This window comes from Flavobacterium endoglycinae (assembly GCF_017352115.1).
In the GTDB taxonomy this organism is placed as follows: domain Bacteria; phylum Bacteroidota; class Bacteroidia; order Flavobacteriales; family Flavobacteriaceae; genus Flavobacterium; species Flavobacterium endoglycinae.
On record NZ_CP071448.1, the window covers coordinates 2,369,204 to 2,385,794 of the forward strand.

16 protein-coding genes are annotated in these 16,591 nt (G+C 34.5%); 2 read left to right on the plus strand and 14 right to left on the minus strand.

Annotation, left to right across the window (positions count from 1 at the left end; all coding sequences use genetic code 11):
• Positions 1-92: 92 nt before the first annotated feature.
• From J0383_RS10410 to J0383_RS10470, 13 genes are all read right to left on the minus strand, one after another.
• The gene (locus J0383_RS10410) at positions 93-1,286 is read right to left on the minus strand and encodes a BamA/TamA family outer membrane protein (protein ID WP_207298315.1); all 1,194 of its coding nucleotides are present in this window, start codon (positions 1,284-1,286) and stop codon (positions 93-95) included.
• Between the two features lie 51 nt (positions 1,287-1,337).
• Complete coding sequence (locus J0383_RS10415; RefSeq protein ID WP_207298316.1) at positions 1,338-2,315, minus strand: SphA family protein; 978 nt, start codon at positions 2,313-2,315, stop codon at positions 1,338-1,340.
• Between the two features lie 57 nt (positions 2,316-2,372).
• Positions 2,373-3,548: a helix-turn-helix domain-containing protein gene (locus J0383_RS10420; protein ID WP_207298317.1), complete on the minus strand. Its 1,176-nt coding sequence runs from the start codon at positions 3,546-3,548 to the stop codon at positions 2,373-2,375.
• Positions 3,549-3,683: 135 nt separating this feature from the next.
• Positions 3,684-4,262 (minus strand): DUF4136 domain-containing protein, encoded by a 579-nt coding sequence (locus tag J0383_RS10425; RefSeq protein ID WP_207298318.1) that lies wholly within the window; start codon positions 4,260-4,262, stop codon positions 3,684-3,686.
• A 368-nt stretch (positions 4,263-4,630) separates the two neighbouring features.
• Positions 4,631-6,031 carry a DUF2252 domain-containing protein gene (locus J0383_RS10430; protein WP_207298319.1) on the minus strand — a complete coding sequence of 467 codons (1,401 nt, stop codon included), beginning with the start codon at positions 6,029-6,031 and terminating at the stop codon, positions 4,631-4,633.
• Positions 6,032-6,078: 47 nt separating this feature from the next.
• Entirely contained in the window at positions 6,079-6,906 is an 828-nt protein-coding gene (locus tag J0383_RS10435; RefSeq protein WP_207298320.1) for a hypothetical protein, read from the minus strand.
• A 93-nt stretch (positions 6,907-6,999) separates the two neighbouring features.
• Complete coding sequence (locus J0383_RS10440; RefSeq protein ID WP_207298321.1) at positions 7,000-8,016, minus strand: HAD family hydrolase; 1,017 nt, start codon at positions 8,014-8,016, stop codon at positions 7,000-7,002.
• A gap of 62 nt (positions 8,017-8,078) precedes the next feature.
• Entirely contained in the window at positions 8,079-9,755 is a 1,677-nt protein-coding gene (locus J0383_RS10445) for an arylsulfatase (RefSeq protein ID WP_207298322.1), read from the minus strand.
• A gap of 488 nt (positions 9,756-10,243) precedes the next feature.
• Entirely contained in the window at positions 10,244-11,677 is a 1,434-nt protein-coding gene (gene pyk, locus J0383_RS10450; RefSeq protein WP_207298323.1) for a pyruvate kinase, read from the minus strand.
• 5 nt (positions 11,678-11,682) lie between these two features.
• Complete coding sequence (locus J0383_RS10455) at positions 11,683-12,171, minus strand: IPExxxVDY family protein (RefSeq protein WP_207298324.1); 489 nt, start codon at positions 12,169-12,171, stop codon at positions 11,683-11,685.
• 125 nt (positions 12,172-12,296) lie between these two features.
• Positions 12,297-13,037: a ribonuclease III gene (gene rnc, locus J0383_RS10460; RefSeq protein ID WP_207298325.1), complete on the minus strand. Its 741-nt coding sequence runs from the start codon at positions 13,035-13,037 to the stop codon at positions 12,297-12,299.
• 10 nt (positions 13,038-13,047) lie between these two features.
• Positions 13,048-14,301 carry a beta-ketoacyl-ACP synthase II gene (gene fabF, locus J0383_RS10465; RefSeq protein ID WP_207298326.1) on the minus strand — a complete coding sequence of 418 codons (1,254 nt, stop codon included), beginning with the start codon at positions 14,299-14,301 and terminating at the stop codon, positions 13,048-13,050.
• A gap of 235 nt (positions 14,302-14,536) precedes the next feature.
• Entirely contained in the window at positions 14,537-14,773 is a 237-nt protein-coding gene (locus J0383_RS10470) for an acyl carrier protein (RefSeq protein WP_007137004.1), read from the minus strand.
• 175 nt (positions 14,774-14,948) lie between these two features.
• On the opposite strand from J0383_RS10470, the gene purN reads away from it, so the two are divergent.
• Positions 14,949-15,524, plus strand: coding sequence for a phosphoribosylglycinamide formyltransferase (purN, locus tag J0383_RS10475; protein WP_207298327.1), 576 nt, complete (start codon positions 14,949-14,951; stop codon positions 15,522-15,524).
• A 59-nt stretch (positions 15,525-15,583) separates the two neighbouring features.
• On the plus strand, positions 15,584-16,060 hold the full coding sequence (gene rnhA / locus J0383_RS10480) for a ribonuclease HI (protein ID WP_207298328.1): 477 nt from the start codon (positions 15,584-15,586) through the stop codon (positions 16,058-16,060).
• Positions 16,061-16,112: 52 nt separating this feature from the next.
• Here the strand turns inward: rnhA and J0383_RS10485 are convergent, their stop codons facing one another.
• Positions 16,113-16,460, minus strand: a complete 348-nt coding sequence (locus J0383_RS10485) for a DUF6249 domain-containing protein (protein WP_207298329.1) — start codon at positions 16,458-16,460, stop codon at positions 16,113-16,115.
• Positions 16,461-16,591: the final 131 nt, after the last annotated feature.

Consider the following 16,591-nt stretch of genomic DNA (forward strand, 5'->3'; position numbering starts at 1 on the left):
CTGCCAAAAATTAGAATTAACCCAAAACCAGTGAATTCCCGATATTCTATTATCGGGAATTTTAATTTTTAATCGCAATTTTTAATTGAAGTTTACCTCAACCAATTGCTTCCAAAAACAATATAATAAGCCCAATCTTCGGGACCGCGTGCCACGTCGACACCCATTCTGAGTTTGAATTTTCGGGCTAATAAATACCTGAAACCGGTTCCGTAACTGTACACAACAGGTTTTGCAAAAGCCTGATCCCAATCGTTAAAAGCACTTGCAAGACCACCGTATCCCATCAGGCTCCATCTTCGGTACAAATCCCATCGCAATTCGGCTTCGGTAACAATACTTGTTTTTCCCTGATATCTGGCTGCCGGAATTCCTCTTAAATTGATTCCCGGCAAAAGATAAAAAGGCGGACTCCCAAACGCCTGCTCTCCTTCTACCCTAAGCCCGCCGATTAATTTTTTAGTTAATGGATAATATCCTATTGCCGATAAATTCAGTCGCCAGGCATTGTAATCACTTCCTAATATTTTATCTGACCAAAAAAAGTCAGACTGAAGCCGAATTCCTTTGTCTGGTGTAAATATATTGTCGCGTCCGTCAAACTGAATGGCTCCTCCCAGCTGGCTTATGGTACTTTTAATATCTTTTGGATCTACAAAAGGCGGCGGAAGATTAAAGTCTGGCAGGTTTATTTTTGAGTTTAAAAAAAGATATTGAGGTCCTGCGCTCCACTTTGGATTGTTAAATTGTTTGAGCCATTGTGTATATAATATGGTAGACCTGAAATTGAGTTTAAATTCCTGATCGTTTTGATTGGGCAGATTATTAGCGTAAAATGAAATGTTCATATCTCCATAACCCGCCATAACACGATACAAAATCTTAGATTTAATAAGCGTTCCCGAACGAAATGCTCCTGCCATCCAGCTTTTGTTTCCAGTGTACATTCCTATTCCGCCTGTGATATCAGGATTTATAAAACGCTTTTTACCGTTTTCATCTACAACCGGAGCGTGTTTTTTTAAGAATACAGGAACTATGGCACCGCCAATGCCGCCCAAAGCAGGTTCTGTAATTACAGTAGGAACAACAATAAATCCATGTGCATAAATAATGTAATCACTTAAATCAAAAGCTCCATCAAGAGAATCTTTTACACTTATATGCGGATGCTGTTTCTGAGCATTTACTGCCTGAAATGAAAAAAGACAAAAAGCAAATCCAAAAACTATTTTCAGGAAATATTTTCTGTTTTGTTTAAGAAAATCTGAGTGTTTATTTTTCATATAAATCCGTTTAAAATGTATTCATCCAAAAACATCAACCTCAGCTTTTGATTATTCTTTTTTTTCTTTTGCCAGACTAAATACGTGTGCCAGAGTGAGGAAGAATGTATTTCCTTGAAAACGGCTGTGGGCGCCAAATTCTGAAATCCAACGTAATCCTGCCGAAGTTTTAGAGCCAATATGAAAATAATTGGCTTCGGCACCAATACCGCCAATACGGTCTTTGTCTGGTTCTAAAACTATATTTCCAACTGGTATTTTATCGTTTGTAAGTTTGTATTGCAAATAGTAAATCAATCCTGCGTTAAGGATTCCTTTTGGTGCCGTTTTTTCGGCATTCATCATGTAGAATGTTTTTCCAAGACCACCTTCAACACTTAAAATATCTCCAGTTTTTATGTCGGTATCTTTCTTTTTACCATTGATTTCGTAAGCGGCCAAAGCAGAGAAATGAAATGTCTTTTTATCATTAAAATACAAGGTCGTTCCTGCTGAAAATTCATTCATAAACATTCCTAATCCGGCATTGTCTGAAGCTCCTGCTTTGAATCGTCCGGTTGGAATATATAATTGATAACTAAATAGAAAATCAGCTCTTTTGTTATGCCAGCCTAGTTGTACAGGTTGAACAAACATATCTGTAAAAGCAAGTGAATTTTTGGCATCAACAGAATTTCCTTGTATGGTATTTGAAGCAAAAGCGACTAAAATACTGGCTCCGTAATTGGCTCCTAAAATTTTAAAATCGCTTACATAAGCTGCTCCAGCTCCTGTTATAAACATGGTAATGTCAGGATTGGCAATCGATTCGTCTCCATTAGCATCGCGTAAGGTACAGGCATCATACAAATATCCCGGTACATACACACTTAAAGTATTGGCGGGTGCTTGGGTTCCTGACTGAAGTCCCATTGCTCCTAATATGTGTCCGCCTTTTAATTGCGCGTATCCGAAGCACGAAAAAAGTAATATTGAAAGCGTAATTATAGTTTTTGTTATTCGTCTTACTGCATTAAATTTTGTTTTCATACTGAAATGTTTTAAAATTAATTAAGACTTGTAATCACTTATAAAACTGGTTTTGCTCTATTTGAAATAATAGGCGTTTGTTTGAGCAGGATTTAACCTGATGGTTTTAAAGTATTCTGATGGTGATTTTCCGGTGTGCTTTAAAAATGCTCTGAAACAGGTTGTACGTGATTTAAATCCAGAACCCCACGCCATTCCTTCGAGTGATAAATCTTTCCATTCGGGATCGTTGATTTTATCTTTAAAATATTCGATTCTTTTTAAATTGATGTAGTCTTGAAAGTGAAGACCAAATTCTGAGTTTATTAAATTAGAAAGATGATGCACAGATATTCCGGTTTCTTCAGATAAATCGCGAATGACGAAATCTTTCTTTAGAAATAGTTTTTTTGCATTTAAAACGTAGTCTAATTTCAGCAAATACTCTTCTTTTTTCTCTACATTCAATTCGTTGATTATGGGTACATTATTTTTGGTTTCTTTTGATTTTATAACCAATGTTGCATCGCTTACAAAATCAAAAGTTTCTTCCTGATTGTAAAAAATCTGCGGTTTAAAATAAAGCCAGCCCATTGTAAAAAATAAAACCGTCAAGATTAAAAAGTAACAGGAAAGATCATCAAACTTAACTTGACGTACCAAAAAGTGATGCACAAAAAGAGTAGAAAAAAGGAACAAAATCATCAGGTTATAAACTTTAATCCAGTTTATTACTTTAATTCTTTCAAGCTGATTGCCTCTGAACTTTTTCAAATCATAGTTTAAGATCAACATGGTTTGAAAAAATACATAGATAAGCCAGATTGTGAGCATTAAAATCGAAAAAGGATTGTTTGTTTTTGCTGCCAGATAATTTGTAACCTCAGACTCTGCATATCTTCCTGCATACACCAAAAGTATTAGTCCAAAATAAATTACAAATGGAATAAAATGAAGCCAGTCGTATCTGCCTATTTTCTCATTTTCAGAAAGAACATTTCGCACATACAAAAAGGAACAGGGCGCTGCCAGAAAAATAAAAGATTTTGTAATAACCAGTAAATCTGGAAAATCTTTAAAAATGTTTGCCGACAGATAAAAATTATAGACACTCACCAAAGCGAGGCTTAGTAAGAACATGCCTAGATAGAAACTTTTAGAATAGTTTTTTCTGGAAAAGAGAACTCTAAACGAAGTTGCCAAACCTGCAAATGTTGCTATAAAAAAGAAAAGTGAAAGTAATATATCGATCATATTTTTAAGGTTAATTGTTTGTTGTATTTCTTAAAAAGAATCTTCGAAAGGGGAGACTTTCAATTTTAAATAAATGTGCCTTTTTAATGGCTGATTAGACCAGGCACATTTATTTATTTTTAGATTATTTAGGGGCTATTTTTTCACCGTTCCGGGAGGAAAATCGGCTAAAATTTTCTTGATCGAGCTGTTTATGAACTCTTCGGGATTATCGGGTTTACTGTCTATTTCGGCATTTCCTATTCCCTGCCAAACCAATTTTTGTGTTTTTGCAGATACAACATCGATTACCAATGAGCCGTCAAGATAGTTATAGGTATTGAATGTGGTATTGGCACTTCCCATCATGGCACCTCCGCCCCAATATCCGTAAGGTCTGTACATACCGCCATATCCATAAAAATCGGTATTGGCGCTAACTGAAGTTCTGTTTTTTAAAATCGAAACAGCATTTACTTTTAAATCAGGGTTTGAAGATTCTGTGAAACCTTTTGCCAGCATTTCGTTTCGAATCGCTTTGGTAACACGATCTACATTTAATTGATTTACCTGACCTTCCTGTGCTCTTAAATCGTAAACAGCAAAAGTTTTATATTCGCTGAAATTGGCAGAATGGTCATAATCTGAAGTTACTTTTACTGTTGGGGAACAGCTGTAAACTAATCCCAATAGTACCATTGGAATAATGCGAAGACTTGTTCTTTTAATATTCATCTTATAGAATTTAAATTAATGATTAATTACTTAACTCGGAAATATAATTCTGAAAAATCTTGAATGAATGAAAAAGGGAAGAAACGTGTTAATTTAACACAAACAACTAATTAACAGGCTTTTAGCAGACACTCAAAGATAATCATTTTATTTAATCAACATAATAAATTGCAAAAAATTCTTACTTTATAAATTAAAACATACTTGTTTTGTACTACAACCTGCTTTTCCTGTCAGTTTTATATAGGGGCTACTTATAGGTTTTGTCGCAAATTTTATTATTTCTAAACGCTAAATAGTTTTCTCTTCAAGCTTTTGGAAGATTCACCATTAGAGCTTTTACAGCATATTATCACCATTAAAAGCTGTTAGATTTCTGTCGCGATAGGTAGTCGTCCTTGTTTGATGGCTTCTAGCATTTTATGATAATCTTGTTCATTTTGATCAGCATATAAAACCGAGAATTCTGAAACTGCTTCAGCAAATTTATTGGTGTCGCCTATGTAACCCGATATAATAGACGGATCTCCTGATCGTGCATGTGCTCTTGAAAGCGCCCATCCGCAGGCTTTTGCATAATCTGCCATATTTTTGGGTTTCATAATTTCAAGAACTGGTTTCACTTTTGCATCGCGAAGCTGACGGATATAAAAAAACCGGTTTTTATCATCGTTTGTCCATCCTAAAAAAAGGTCTGAAGCAGACTGCATGAGTTTTTGTCCCATAACAATTCTTTCACCCTGATGATGGTATTTTGACTGGGTTTTTACATACGGCTCCAAAACGCTTTTTCTCGCTTCTTTAAATTGCAAAAAGATAGGTTCTCCAGTAGCAGACATGAGTAAACTAATGCCACAAACGGTTCCAACACTTCCTACACCTACCACTTTTACGGCTACATCATTGAGCGAATATCGGCTCAACAAAATCTGTTTATCATCTGAAAGTGATTCGATATAGCGTTTATGAACTATTTCTGCATCTTTTAAAATCTGTCTTCCTTCACTTTCTGCTGGGTGAAATATTAAAGGAGGATCGTCTTTAATTCTGGCTCTGTCTCCATCTTGATACGTCATTTTTGCAAATTCTTTTTCATGCGCTGTATATTCGGCTGCTTTTTTTATTCGTTTCTGATGAAATTCTTTGATTTCCTTGTCATGGCCTAAGTCAATTAATTCTGCCAGATCAATATCTGCATACCATATTTGCAGCGCCGATAATTTACTGTATTCCTGCATATGTCTTTTATAACTGTCGACAACATGCCAAGCGAGTTCTTTACAGATTTTGTTTGAGAATTTCCGCCATCGCCCTGCAACTACAAAACTGGCCGCTAATCTTTTTACATCCCATTCCCACGGTCCAGGAAAAGTTTCATCAAAATCGTTAATATCAAAAACCAGTTTGCGCTCGGGAGTTGCAAATCCTCCAAAATTCATTAAATGACAATCTCCGCAAAGCTGAAGATTAATTCCAGAAATTGGCGTATGTACCAGATCTGCCGCCATTATTGCCGCTGCACCTCTATAAAAGGTAAATGGTGATTCCATCATTCGGCTGTAACGTATAGGCAATAAATTTTCTACTCTCCCTACGCTGGTTTCAATTAAAATATCTACCGGATCTTTTCTATTTTTAAAAGAACGCCATTCTTTATGTGATTCCAAAGGCGTTTCTTTTCTTATTAAAGCCCCTTTGGCATAACGTTCCGCTTTTGATATTGCGGGATCAAATATATGTTCTGTGGTTTCTTTAATTTTGTCAGCCATAACTACAGTATTCAAGCATGAAAGAAACTTTTTTATCTAAACTTGCTTTACGATTCTGGAAAAACAAAAGCAACTATCGCTCTTAATCCCCAATCTGGTTTTATGCTTTGCGGGCCTGCAACTGGAATTAAAGGCTGCACTGAAAACTGAACTACTTGATTTCCCAATTTTGTAATTCCTCCAATAGACGGATTTAAGGAAATTAAAGTGGTCTTTCCTTCCCAGTTCTGGGTAATCTCTGCATTTAATCCTAAACTTGCTCCGCTTTTATAACTGTGCGAAAGGAATATCTGGGTATAAAATTGATTGAAATCAGCACGATCTTCATTTCCGGCAACTGACCAAATCTGATTGGCAATAAATCCCACTGAAAGTCCTTTAGACTGATGCATAATTAAGGCGCTGGGACCTACACCAAATTTCTCTGTTCCTAATAATTTCTCTGTTGCGGTTGGAACCAAAAATGCTGGTCCAATTCCGTAAATCAGTTTTTTACTCTTAGGAGCAAAAAAAGCGGTTACTGTGGCATCACTTAAACCAAATTCATGTGTATTCAAGCCCGTAATATTTCTTTGATCGATTACAGGAATTACATATCGGGTAATTAAATTCAAATTGTCTGTTAATTTAAAAGGAATTACCGGCTGTACGTTTATGGTATATTTGACACCATTGTAAGGACCAATTCCATAATTTAAATTATTCTGAAGTGGTAAACTGATTAAGCTTGCCACTGGATTTGCCAATTTATCGGCCAGTTCCTGTGCGCTTGCACTTGGTTTAGCTTCATCTTGTGCGTACGCATAAAAAGTTAAAATGAAACAGAAAATGCCAAACCAGAATGTGATAATATTATAAGACCTTATACTTTTCATATTTTCAGAATTTTATAGATTTTTCATTCTAAAATCAAAATGAAACAACTTAAACAATTAAAGTTGTTTCACTTCAATTCTAACTAACTCAATCTAATGGTCTGGAAAAATTTTCTTCCAGTCTTTTTTCATATCTACCACATGCCATTTGTTTTTAGCTGCGGCATTTAAGGAAGCATTGTCTTTTTCCTGATAACTGTATTCTCTAATAGAGTCATTATGGTTTACAAGCAATTGAAATGAGGGATATTTATTTCCCTGCGAATATTGCAGCATAGCTATATCACCCGCTCCGCCTTCATTACCGCAGGCGAAAACAGGTCTTTGCCCTATGTGAAGCTGTATGCTTACTGGTTTTCCTTCTTTATCATTAAAATAATTTAGAGCCGGTTCTCTAATAATAGTGTTTGCGGTTCCATCATATTTATATTTAAAAGAAGTTCCTATTACTTGGCTCTTTGGTATTCCATAAAAATCTGCCGATGCAGCACGAACTAGTTCAATTGTTCCTCCCGTTACAATAAAGGTTTTAAACCCGTTGGCACGCAGATAATTCAAGAGTTCTAATTGAGGCTGATACCGTATTTGTTTCAACGGAATATTTTTAGTGGGATATTTAGCACTGGCAATAAATTCTTTTGCACTGGTTTCAAACTCATCTTCGGTCATTCCGGTATGGGTTGCTGCCACTAATTCTATGAGCGCTTTTTCGCCTCCTTTTTCAAAAAATGATTTATCTTTTTCGATAACTGCTTTAAAAGGCTGTTTTTTTGCCAGCTCTGGTTTTGCTTCTACCATTTGTTTCACTCTGTAAAAAGCAAAAAGTTCTTGTACATACGGTTTTTCGGCCCATAGTGTGCCATCGTTGTCAAATGTGGCAATTCTGTCTTCTATAGGAATAAAATCGGGACTTCCTTTTTTGGTTACTTTCTCTACGTAGCCGATAATGTCATTCTTTAGAGTTCCATTATTCCAACTTGGCAAAGGATCTCCAATTATAGTAGATTCAGAGGTTTTGCTATCTGATGATGGAGCAATTAGGGTATCTGATTTTTTACATGACAAAAACACGGATAACGTAATGAACAAAAAAAATATTTTTCTAGACATATCATTTTGTTTATCCAAAAGATTCAAGCTTTTAACGCCTGAATCTTTTAGTGATTCTCATTCTATTTTTTCTTTTTTGAAGCTGTTTCTTCTTCTTTTATTTTAGGAAGAATATTTTTCTCAACGTATTGTTGTGTTTTAATACCTTGTAATGTTTGATTCAAAATAGTAGTAGGATTAAAACTTGGCGGGAATGAACGTGGAGGATATTCCTTAAATGATTCTGCAAAAACAAATACTTCGTTCATGGCACCGTATACAGCTCCTACGTGGTTAATAATATAATCCCAGTAGGTATTTGAAGTGATATCGGCTCTTTCGTATGGATCTTGATAAAGGTTAAATATTTTCTGCATACGAAGTTCTGTGAATGGCTCTGCCCAAACTCCCATAGTTCCTGCCAAACGTTGTTCTGCAAAAACATATTTATAATCACCTTGACGTAAACCAACTAATAAACCGTCATCATCAGAGTAGAAAAATTTATCTCTGTGGCTTTTTCCTCCTTTTAATAAATCTGTTTGGTCAAATCCATCCAAATGTACTTTATAGGTTTTTCCGTTTGCATTATATCCTTTCAAAAGCTCTTTAGTAATATTTGGATCTCCTGCAATGGAAGCAAAAGTTGGAATCCAGTCATTATGGCTCATTAATTCTGTTGTTACAGTTCCAGGTTTGATGTTGCCTGGCCAGCGTACAATACATGGCACACGAAAAGCACCTTCCCAGTTTGTATTTTTTTCTGAACGGAATGAAGTCATAGCACCATCAGGCCATGTATTCATATGAGGACCATTATCTGTTGAATACACTACAATGGTATTTTCAGCAATTCCTAAATCGTCTAATGCTTTTAGAATACTTCCAATCGTTTCGTCGTGCTCGATCATACCATCAATGTATTCACTGTCACCGTGTGTATATCTTCCTCTATGTTCTGCTCTAACGTGTGTACGAAGGTGCATACGGGTTGCATTAAACCAGCAGAAAAAGGGTTTACCAGCTGCATTTTGTCTTTTAATAAAATCAATAGCTGCTGCAGATGTTTCATCATCAACTGTTTCCATTCTTTTTTTAGTAAGAGCTCCAGTATCTTCAATTTTTTGTTTTCCGATTTTTCCAAAGCGAGGATCAACCGTTGGATCATCTACATTGGTAGCGGTACATTTTAAAACTCCTCTTGGACCATATTTTTTCAAATATTCTGGATCTTTAGGATAATCCGGCAATTCTGGTTCTTCTTCAGCATTTAAGTGGTATAGATTTCCAAAAAATTCATCGAAACCATTTACAGTCGGCAGACTTTCGTTTCGGTCACCCACGTGGTTTTTACCAAATTGTCCTGTTGCATATCCTAAGCTTTTCATGATTCCTCCTATAGAAGGATCTAACTGGCTCATACCCATAGGTGCGCCTGGGAAACCTACTTTTGTAAGACCTGTACGAATACCATGTTGTCCTGTTAGGAATGCAGCACGTCCGGCAGTACAGCTTTGTTCACCATAATAATGTAAAAATCGAAGTCCTTCATTGGCTAAACGATCAATATTTGGAGTGGTATAGCCCATCAATCCATCGCTATAGGCACTTATATTTGTAATTCCAATATCATCACCCCAAAGTACCAGGATATTTGGCTGTTTTTTACTTTGCGCTGAAATTGATAAAGATGTAAAGCATAATAATGCTAAAACTATAATCGCATTATTAAATCCGCATTTTAAGTTGATGTGTTTCATGATAAAAAAATTGGTTAATAATTCCTGTTATATGTGAGGGTAAGTTTCAAACAAAAAATAGGAGAACGAATAAATTCTAAAACCAGTTTTAAAGTCTTAAAATCATTGTTTCATTTTTATTATTATATTTTAATTGGCAAGAAAACTTCTTTAACTTTTTTTTAAGCTTCTCAAAATTAACTAATTAATAAGCGAACTATAGTGTTTAGGTGGGATGACATTGTTTCATTTTATAAAATGAAACAACAAAAATTTAGAATCTGAAACAAAATGTTTCATTTTCAAAAATGAAACATCTATACAAGACCTCTAAAACCAATTTTAAGTCGAATTGGATTTTTAAGAAATGTGATTTTTGGTTAGAAAAATTTCTAAAATGAAACATGAGAATCATTTAACTTATTTAATGAGGAGATTCTTCGTTAATAATAAACATAAAAAAAGCCATTTACTTTCGTAAATGGCTTTTTCAAAATTATTATAAATTATTATTCAATCTCAGATACTCTCATGGTGTTTACCATTCCTCTATCTTTAATAGGCATTGCTGCAAGGTTAATTAAGTAATCTCCTTTTGTTACATATCCTTTTTCAACAGCAATTTTATTTACATCAGTTACTGTATCATCTGTACTTTCTTCATTATCATAGTAGAATGATTTAACTCCCCATAAAAGGTTTAATTGAGTTAAGATTCTTTTGTTTGAAGTAAATACTAAAATGTGTGCTGTTGAAGGACGCCAAGCTGAAATTTGGAAAGCAGTGTAACCACTGTTTGTTAAAGTACAAATAGCTTTAGCTTCGATTTCATTAGCTAATAAAGCCGCTTGGTGGCAAACTGTTTTAGTAACGAAACGTTTTGTTTTAATTTGTGGTGTATTTTGTGGCACTTGGATTAACGGAGAGTTTTCTACCGCTTCGCAAATTTGTGCCATTCTTTGAATTACTTGTACCGGATAGTTTCCTGTTGCAGTTTCTCCAGATAACATTACAGCATCTGCACCGTCCATTACTGAGTTAGCAACGTCATTTACTTCTGCTCTTGTTGGAGTTAAGCTTGTAATCATTGTTTCCATCATTTGAGTGGCAACAATTACTGGAATTCTCGCGGTTTTTGCTCTACGGATTAAGTCTTTTTGCACCAATGGTACTTCATGAGCAGGAAGCTCAACACCAAGATCTCCACGAGCAACCATTAAACCATCGCAATATGCTACAATTTTATCCATGTTCTCTAGAGCTTCTGGCATTTCAATTTTAGCAACGATTGGAATTTTAACTTCTGAATGTTTCGCGATTAATTCTTGTAAATCTTGTAAATCGCGTGGCGTTTTTACGAATGAAAGTGCGATCCAGTCTACTTTTTGTTCGATTGCAAAAATCGCATCAGCAATATCTTTTTCAGTTAAAGCTGGTAAAGAGATTTTAGTGTTTGGAAGATTAACTCCTTTTTTAGATTTTAATTCTCCTCCTTGAATAACTTTAGCAACAACCTCTGATTTTTTATCTGTTGAAACTATTTCGAAAATAAGTTTACCATCATCAAGCAAGATACGCTCTCCTTCATTTACATCATTCGGGAAATTTTGATATTTCATGAATACTCTTTGAGATGTTCCAATAATATCTTCTGCAGTTGTAAACGTAATTAAGTCTCCATCGTGAACTACAGTTCCTTCTTCCATTACACCAACTCTAAGTTTTGGTCCCTGCAAATCTCCAAGAATTGCTGTAGTGTAACCAAACTCTTCATTTAGGCCTCTAATAATGTTGATTTTTTCTTTTACACCTTCGTAATCTGCATGCGAAAAATTGATTCTAAATACATTAACCCCTGCATCGATCATATCCTTGATAATCTCTCTTGTACTACATGCAGGCCCAAGTGTAGCAACAATTTTGGTTTTCTTACTTGTTAACATTTTTTTTAAAAAATTAGATTGTTTTTTGATTTTATTTTATTGGTATCTACAGCATAAATAGCAGCGATACTTTCTATTGAATTTAATCGTTGCTGTATTTCCGTGAAATTGACAGTTTCCTCACTGTTATCAATTTTCAGGAAATAATCTACTTTTTTGAATTCAGGAAGTAAATGAATTGTTGTAGAAACCTCACTTGTTTCATTAGAAAACAAATTCTGGAAATCATTTGTACTCACAGAAATGATCTCATTTTTATTCTGAATCAAATTCCATGATACAGCTTTCTCAGAATCATAATAATAAAATCTTGAAAAATTTGCCTCGCCTTCTTTAGTTTGAGCATGTATCTCGCTTTTGCTCTTACTGAGGTTTATCGGAAGGTTTTTATTGATAAAATAAGCAAGTCTGTAATCTTCTAATGAAGTATGAATTGCCATTAAATAATAATCAATTTCGTCAAATTCGTCTAAATCCAATCTATGAACAGCCATGTCATGAAAAATCAAGTTGTAAATATACTATTTCTAACGGAGCATCAATAGTTATGTGTGTCTTGTTTTTGTTAATTTATAAACGAAAACGATTTAGCATTAGGAAAATTACAGCAAATTTGTAGTTATTTCTTGTCAATTTTTTCCTGAAATGCAAAATAAGCTCTTTGCGAAGCTTTTTCTTCTGCTTTCTTTTTTGAGGTAGCCCGCGCTCGTGCTACTACTTTATCGTCTATACTTAATTTGACTCCAAACAAACGTTGTCCGTCAATTCCATTATCTTCAAAAATATCATAATGAAAGATTCTCTTTTCTTTCTGACACCATTCGATAACTAAACTTTTATAACTAATTACTTTTCCTTCCAGTCGTGCAATGTCGACATAAGGTGTAATTACTCTTTTTTGGATAAATCTCTCACAGTATGAATATCCTTTGTCTAAATAAATGGCTCCTACAAGCGATTCGAAAATATTACCATGTATATTTTCTCCAAAATGCTGTACAGGTACTTTACTCTCTACGAACCTTACTAAGTTTAGGTCTTTTCCAAGTTCGTTTAAATGTTCGCGGCTAACAATTTTAGAGCGCATTTTTGTTAAATAACCCTCATCTCCGTTGGGTGCTTTATTAAACAAATGTGCAGCAATAACAGCGCTTAACATAGCGTCTCCTAAAAATTCCAGGCGTTCGTAATTTATGGGGTGTCCATTTTCATCTAATTTATTTGATGATCTGTGGGTAAATGCTTTTCTATAAAATTCGATATTTATAGGTGGAAAACCAAGAATTTTCTGAATAGTGTCAAAAAAAATCCCGTCTTCTAGAGAACGGGATTTAGAAAATATTTTTTTGATAATATTCATATGCGAAAAACTAGTCAGCTAATTTTTTAAACAATACACAAGCATTGTGTCCGCCAAAACCAAACGTATTACTCATGGCAACGTTTACTTCTCTTTTTTGCGCTTTGTTCAAAGTTAAATTAAGAGATGGATCGATATTTTCGTCAACAACACTATGGTTAATCGTTGGAGGAACAATTCCGTTTTGCATTGCCAAGATAGAAGCAATAGCTTCGATAGCTCCGGCAGCACCAAGTAAGTGTCCTGTCATTGATTTTGTTGAATTAATATTGATGTTTTTAGCATGACTTCCAAAAACAGCGCTGATTGCTTTTAACTCAGCAACGTCTCCTAATGGAGTAGAAGTTCCGTGCGTGTTGATATGATCTACTTGATCAGGACTCATTCCAGCATCTCTTAGAGTATTTTCCATTACTGCAATAACTCCAATTCCTTCTGGATGTGGTGCTGTTAAGTGGTAAGCATCAGATGACATTCCGCCTCCGCCAATTTCGCAATAGATTTTTGCACCTCTTGCTTTAGCGTGTTCGTAATCTTCAAGAACTAAAGCTCCTGCTCCTTCTCCTAAAACGAAACCATCTCTGGTTGCATCAAAAGGTCTTGAAGCGGTTTCTGGACTTTCATTTCTTGTAGATAAAGCGTGCATCGAACTGAAACCTCCCATACCTGCAATAGTAACTGCAGCTTCAGAACCACCAGAAATAATAACATCACACATTCCTAAACGGATGTAGTTGAAAGCATCGATTAATGCATTTGCAGAAGACGCACATGCAGAAACAGTAGTGTAATTTGGTCCCATATAGCCATTACGCATCGAAATGTGTGCTGGTGCAATATCGGCAATCATTTTAGGAATAAAGAACGGATTGAACTTTGGAGTTCCATCACCTTTTGCATAATACATTACTTCATCCTGAAAAGTCTCTAAACCTCCAATTCCTGCTCCCCAGATAACACCAACTCTTTGTTTGTTAACATTATCATTAGTAATTCCAGCATCTTTAATAGCTTCATCACTGGCAGCAATTGCATATTGAGCAAATTTATCTAGTCTACGAGATTCCTTGCGATCCATGTAATCTTCAATATTGAAGTTTTTCACTTCGCAGGCAAATTTCGTTTTGTGCTTCTCTGTATCATAATACGTGATAGGAGCGGCTCCGCTTACCCCATTCACAAGTGCATTCCAATATTCCTGGATATTATTCCCGATAGGAGTAAGTGCACCTAATCCTGTTACAACAACTCGCCTTAATGCCATAAATATGTATTTTGTGTCTTTAAACAAATAAAACCCATGTTTCTTAACTGTATTGCTACTTAAGAGCCATGGGCATTACAATATAAGTATATCTTTTTGATTGAAAACCAATCGAATTTTAAATTTTAAAAAATAATAACACCCGATTCTTAAAAATTACAAAAATCAAAAAACAAATTCCAATTGGAATGTGGAATTCAAAAATTGGGATTTTTAGAAATCGGGTGTGGTATTATTATTTTTTTGCTTCCTCGATATAAGAAATAGCTTGACCAACAGTAGCAATGTTTTCTGCTTGATCGTCTGGAATTTGAATATCAAATTCTTTTTCGAATTCCATAATAAGCTCAACAGTGTCTAATGAGTCAGCTCCTAAATCATTAGTGAAGCTTGCTTCTGTTACAACTTCGTTTTCGTCAACACCTAATTTGTCTACGATAATCGCTTTTACTCTTGATGCAATGTCTGACATAATCTTTAATTTTAGAATTTAATTTGTTGGCAAAAATAAAAAACTTTATTTTAAAACAACTATTTAGTTTATAAATGTGACACTAATTTATAAAATTAATTTCAAGAAAGCCGTTTTAAAGCTATTTATTTTCGATTTTTATTCCGTTTTTTGCATTCTCAAAATAAATAATATTATGAAAAAAATTATCGTTTTTGCCTCAGGATCAGGATCTAACGCAGAAAACATTATAAAATATTTTTCAAAAACCGAATTTGCTAAGGTTGTTTCTGTTTTTACAAATAACGCTTCTGCAAAAGTGATTGAAAGAGCAAAAAATCATCAAATTCCTGTCGAAATCTTCTCAAAAAATGAACTTTTAGAGCGAAATGTATTACAAAAAATACAAAAAATCGACCCAGATTTGATTGTCCTTGCCGGTTTTCTTTTGAAATTTCCCGAAAATATAATCGAGAAATATCCTCACAAAATTATAAATATTCATCCTGCACTTTTACCTAATTACGGAGGTAAAGGAATGTACGGAATGCACATTCATAGAGCTATTGTAAATAATAAGGAAAAGGAAACTGGAATCTCTATTCATTATGTAAATGAAAACTATGATGAAGGCGGAATTATCTTTCAGGCAAACGTTGCTTTAACGGATGAAGATACACCTGAAACAGTTGCCGAGAAGATTCATGAATTAGAACAAAAACATTTTCCTGAGATCATCCATAGATTGTTAGATGCAAATTCCAATAATTAAAATCTTAATTTAAACAATCTTAAATCTTAAATCTACAATCTAAAATCTAAAATAAATTAATGTCTCACGAAGTACATATATATACAGACGGCGCCGCAAAAGGTAATCCGGGAAACGGCGGGTATGGAGTCGTAATGGAATTGGTTGGAACACCACATAAAAAAGAATTCTATGAGGGTTTTCGCCTTACTACCAATAATAGAATGGAACTTCTTGCTGTAATTGTAGGTTTAGAAAAACTGAAAAAGCCAAATATGAAAGTCCTTGTTATTTCAGATTCTAAATATGTCGTTGATTCTGTTGAAAAAAAATGGGTTTTCGGATGGGAGAAGAAAGCTTATAAAGACAAAAAAAATCCCGATTTATGGAAACGCTTTTTAATCGCCTATCGAAAACATCAAGTCGATTTTAAATGGATAAAAGGCCACAACAATCATCCTCAAAATGAACGTTGCGACCAATTAGCGGTTATGGCATCCATGCAGCCCAAACTTTCTGTAGATGTTTATTACGAAACCATTGGCTCTAAAGAATAAAAAAACGCATCAAGTATTTTGATGCGTTTTTTGTACTAACTTAATTTCTTGCCTACTCTTTATCTAAATCTTTTGCAGTTTTAAACCCTGTTAAAAGTCCAATACCGGCCATTATAAAAATAATAGAAGGATAAACCGCACCATCATTAAGTGAAGTATACGTTGTAATTAGTAACGCTAGAAAAATTCCAACACCACTCCCTATTAACAAGAAAGCCACATTTACAACAAATACTTTCCAAGCAGGAACTCCGCTTCCTTTTCCCTGTAAAAAGATACTCGCATCTACTCCTTTTTCTATAAGAGCCAATCGCTCTCTATTTCTTGTTGAATAAATTAAATAAACGATCCCGAAGACCATTAAGAAAAAGCTAATTGGAATTAAAATTTTGTCATCCATGATATTTACGTTTTTAATTGATTGATATACCCATATGACGACCGTTTTTAAAATCAGGTTACAGATTTTTTCAAAAAAATCATTTTTTTAAATTATAAAATCCAAAATCAACTGATAATCAATTCATTTTA

Coding starts and splice junctions, on each gene's coding strand:
- J0383_RS10430 (WP_207298319.1), bottom strand. CDS start 6,031: ATGGCTGACAAAATTAAAGAAACCACAGAACATATATTTGATCCCGCA.
- J0383_RS10410 (WP_207298315.1), bottom strand. CDS start 1,286: ATGAAAAATAAACACTCAGATTTTCTTAAACAAAACAGAAAATATTTC.
- J0383_RS10455 (WP_207298324.1), bottom strand. CDS start 12,171: ATGGCTGTTCATAGATTGGATTTAGACGAATTTGACGAAATTGATTAT.
- purN (WP_207298327.1), top strand. CDS start 14,949: ATGAAAAAAATTATCGTTTTTGCCTCAGGATCAGGATCTAACGCAGAA.
- J0383_RS10485 (WP_207298329.1), bottom strand. CDS start 16,460: ATGGATGACAAAATTTTAATTCCAATTAGCTTTTTCTTAATGGTCTTC.
- pyk (WP_207298323.1), bottom strand. CDS start 11,677: ATGTTAACAAGTAAGAAAACCAAAATTGTTGCTACACTTGGGCCTGCA.
- J0383_RS10445 (WP_207298322.1), bottom strand. CDS start 9,755: ATGAAACACATCAACTTAAAATGCGGATTTAATAATGCGATTATAGTT.
- J0383_RS10435 (WP_207298320.1), bottom strand. CDS start 6,906: ATGAAAAGTATAAGGTCTTATAATATTATCACATTCTGGTTTGGCATT.
- J0383_RS10425 (WP_207298318.1), bottom strand. CDS start 4,262: ATGAATATTAAAAGAACAAGTCTTCGCATTATTCCAATGGTACTATTG.
- J0383_RS10470 (WP_007137004.1), bottom strand. CDS start 14,773: ATGTCAGACATTGCATCAAGAGTAAAAGCGATTATCGTAGACAAATTA.
- rnhA (WP_207298328.1), top strand. CDS start 15,584: ATGTCTCACGAAGTACATATATATACAGACGGCGCCGCAAAAGGTAAT.
- fabF (WP_207298326.1), bottom strand. CDS start 14,301: ATGGCATTAAGGCGAGTTGTTGTAACAGGATTAGGTGCACTTACTCCT.
- J0383_RS10420 (WP_207298317.1), bottom strand. CDS start 3,548: ATGATCGATATATTACTTTCACTTTTCTTTTTTATAGCAACATTTGCA.
- rnc (WP_207298325.1), bottom strand. CDS start 13,037: ATGAATATTATCAAAAAAATATTTTCTAAATCCCGTTCTCTAGAAGAC.
- J0383_RS10440 (WP_207298321.1), bottom strand. CDS start 8,016: ATGTCTAGAAAAATATTTTTTTTGTTCATTACGTTATCCGTGTTTTTG.
- J0383_RS10415 (WP_207298316.1), bottom strand. CDS start 2,315: ATGAAAACAAAATTTAATGCAGTAAGACGAATAACAAAAACTATAATT.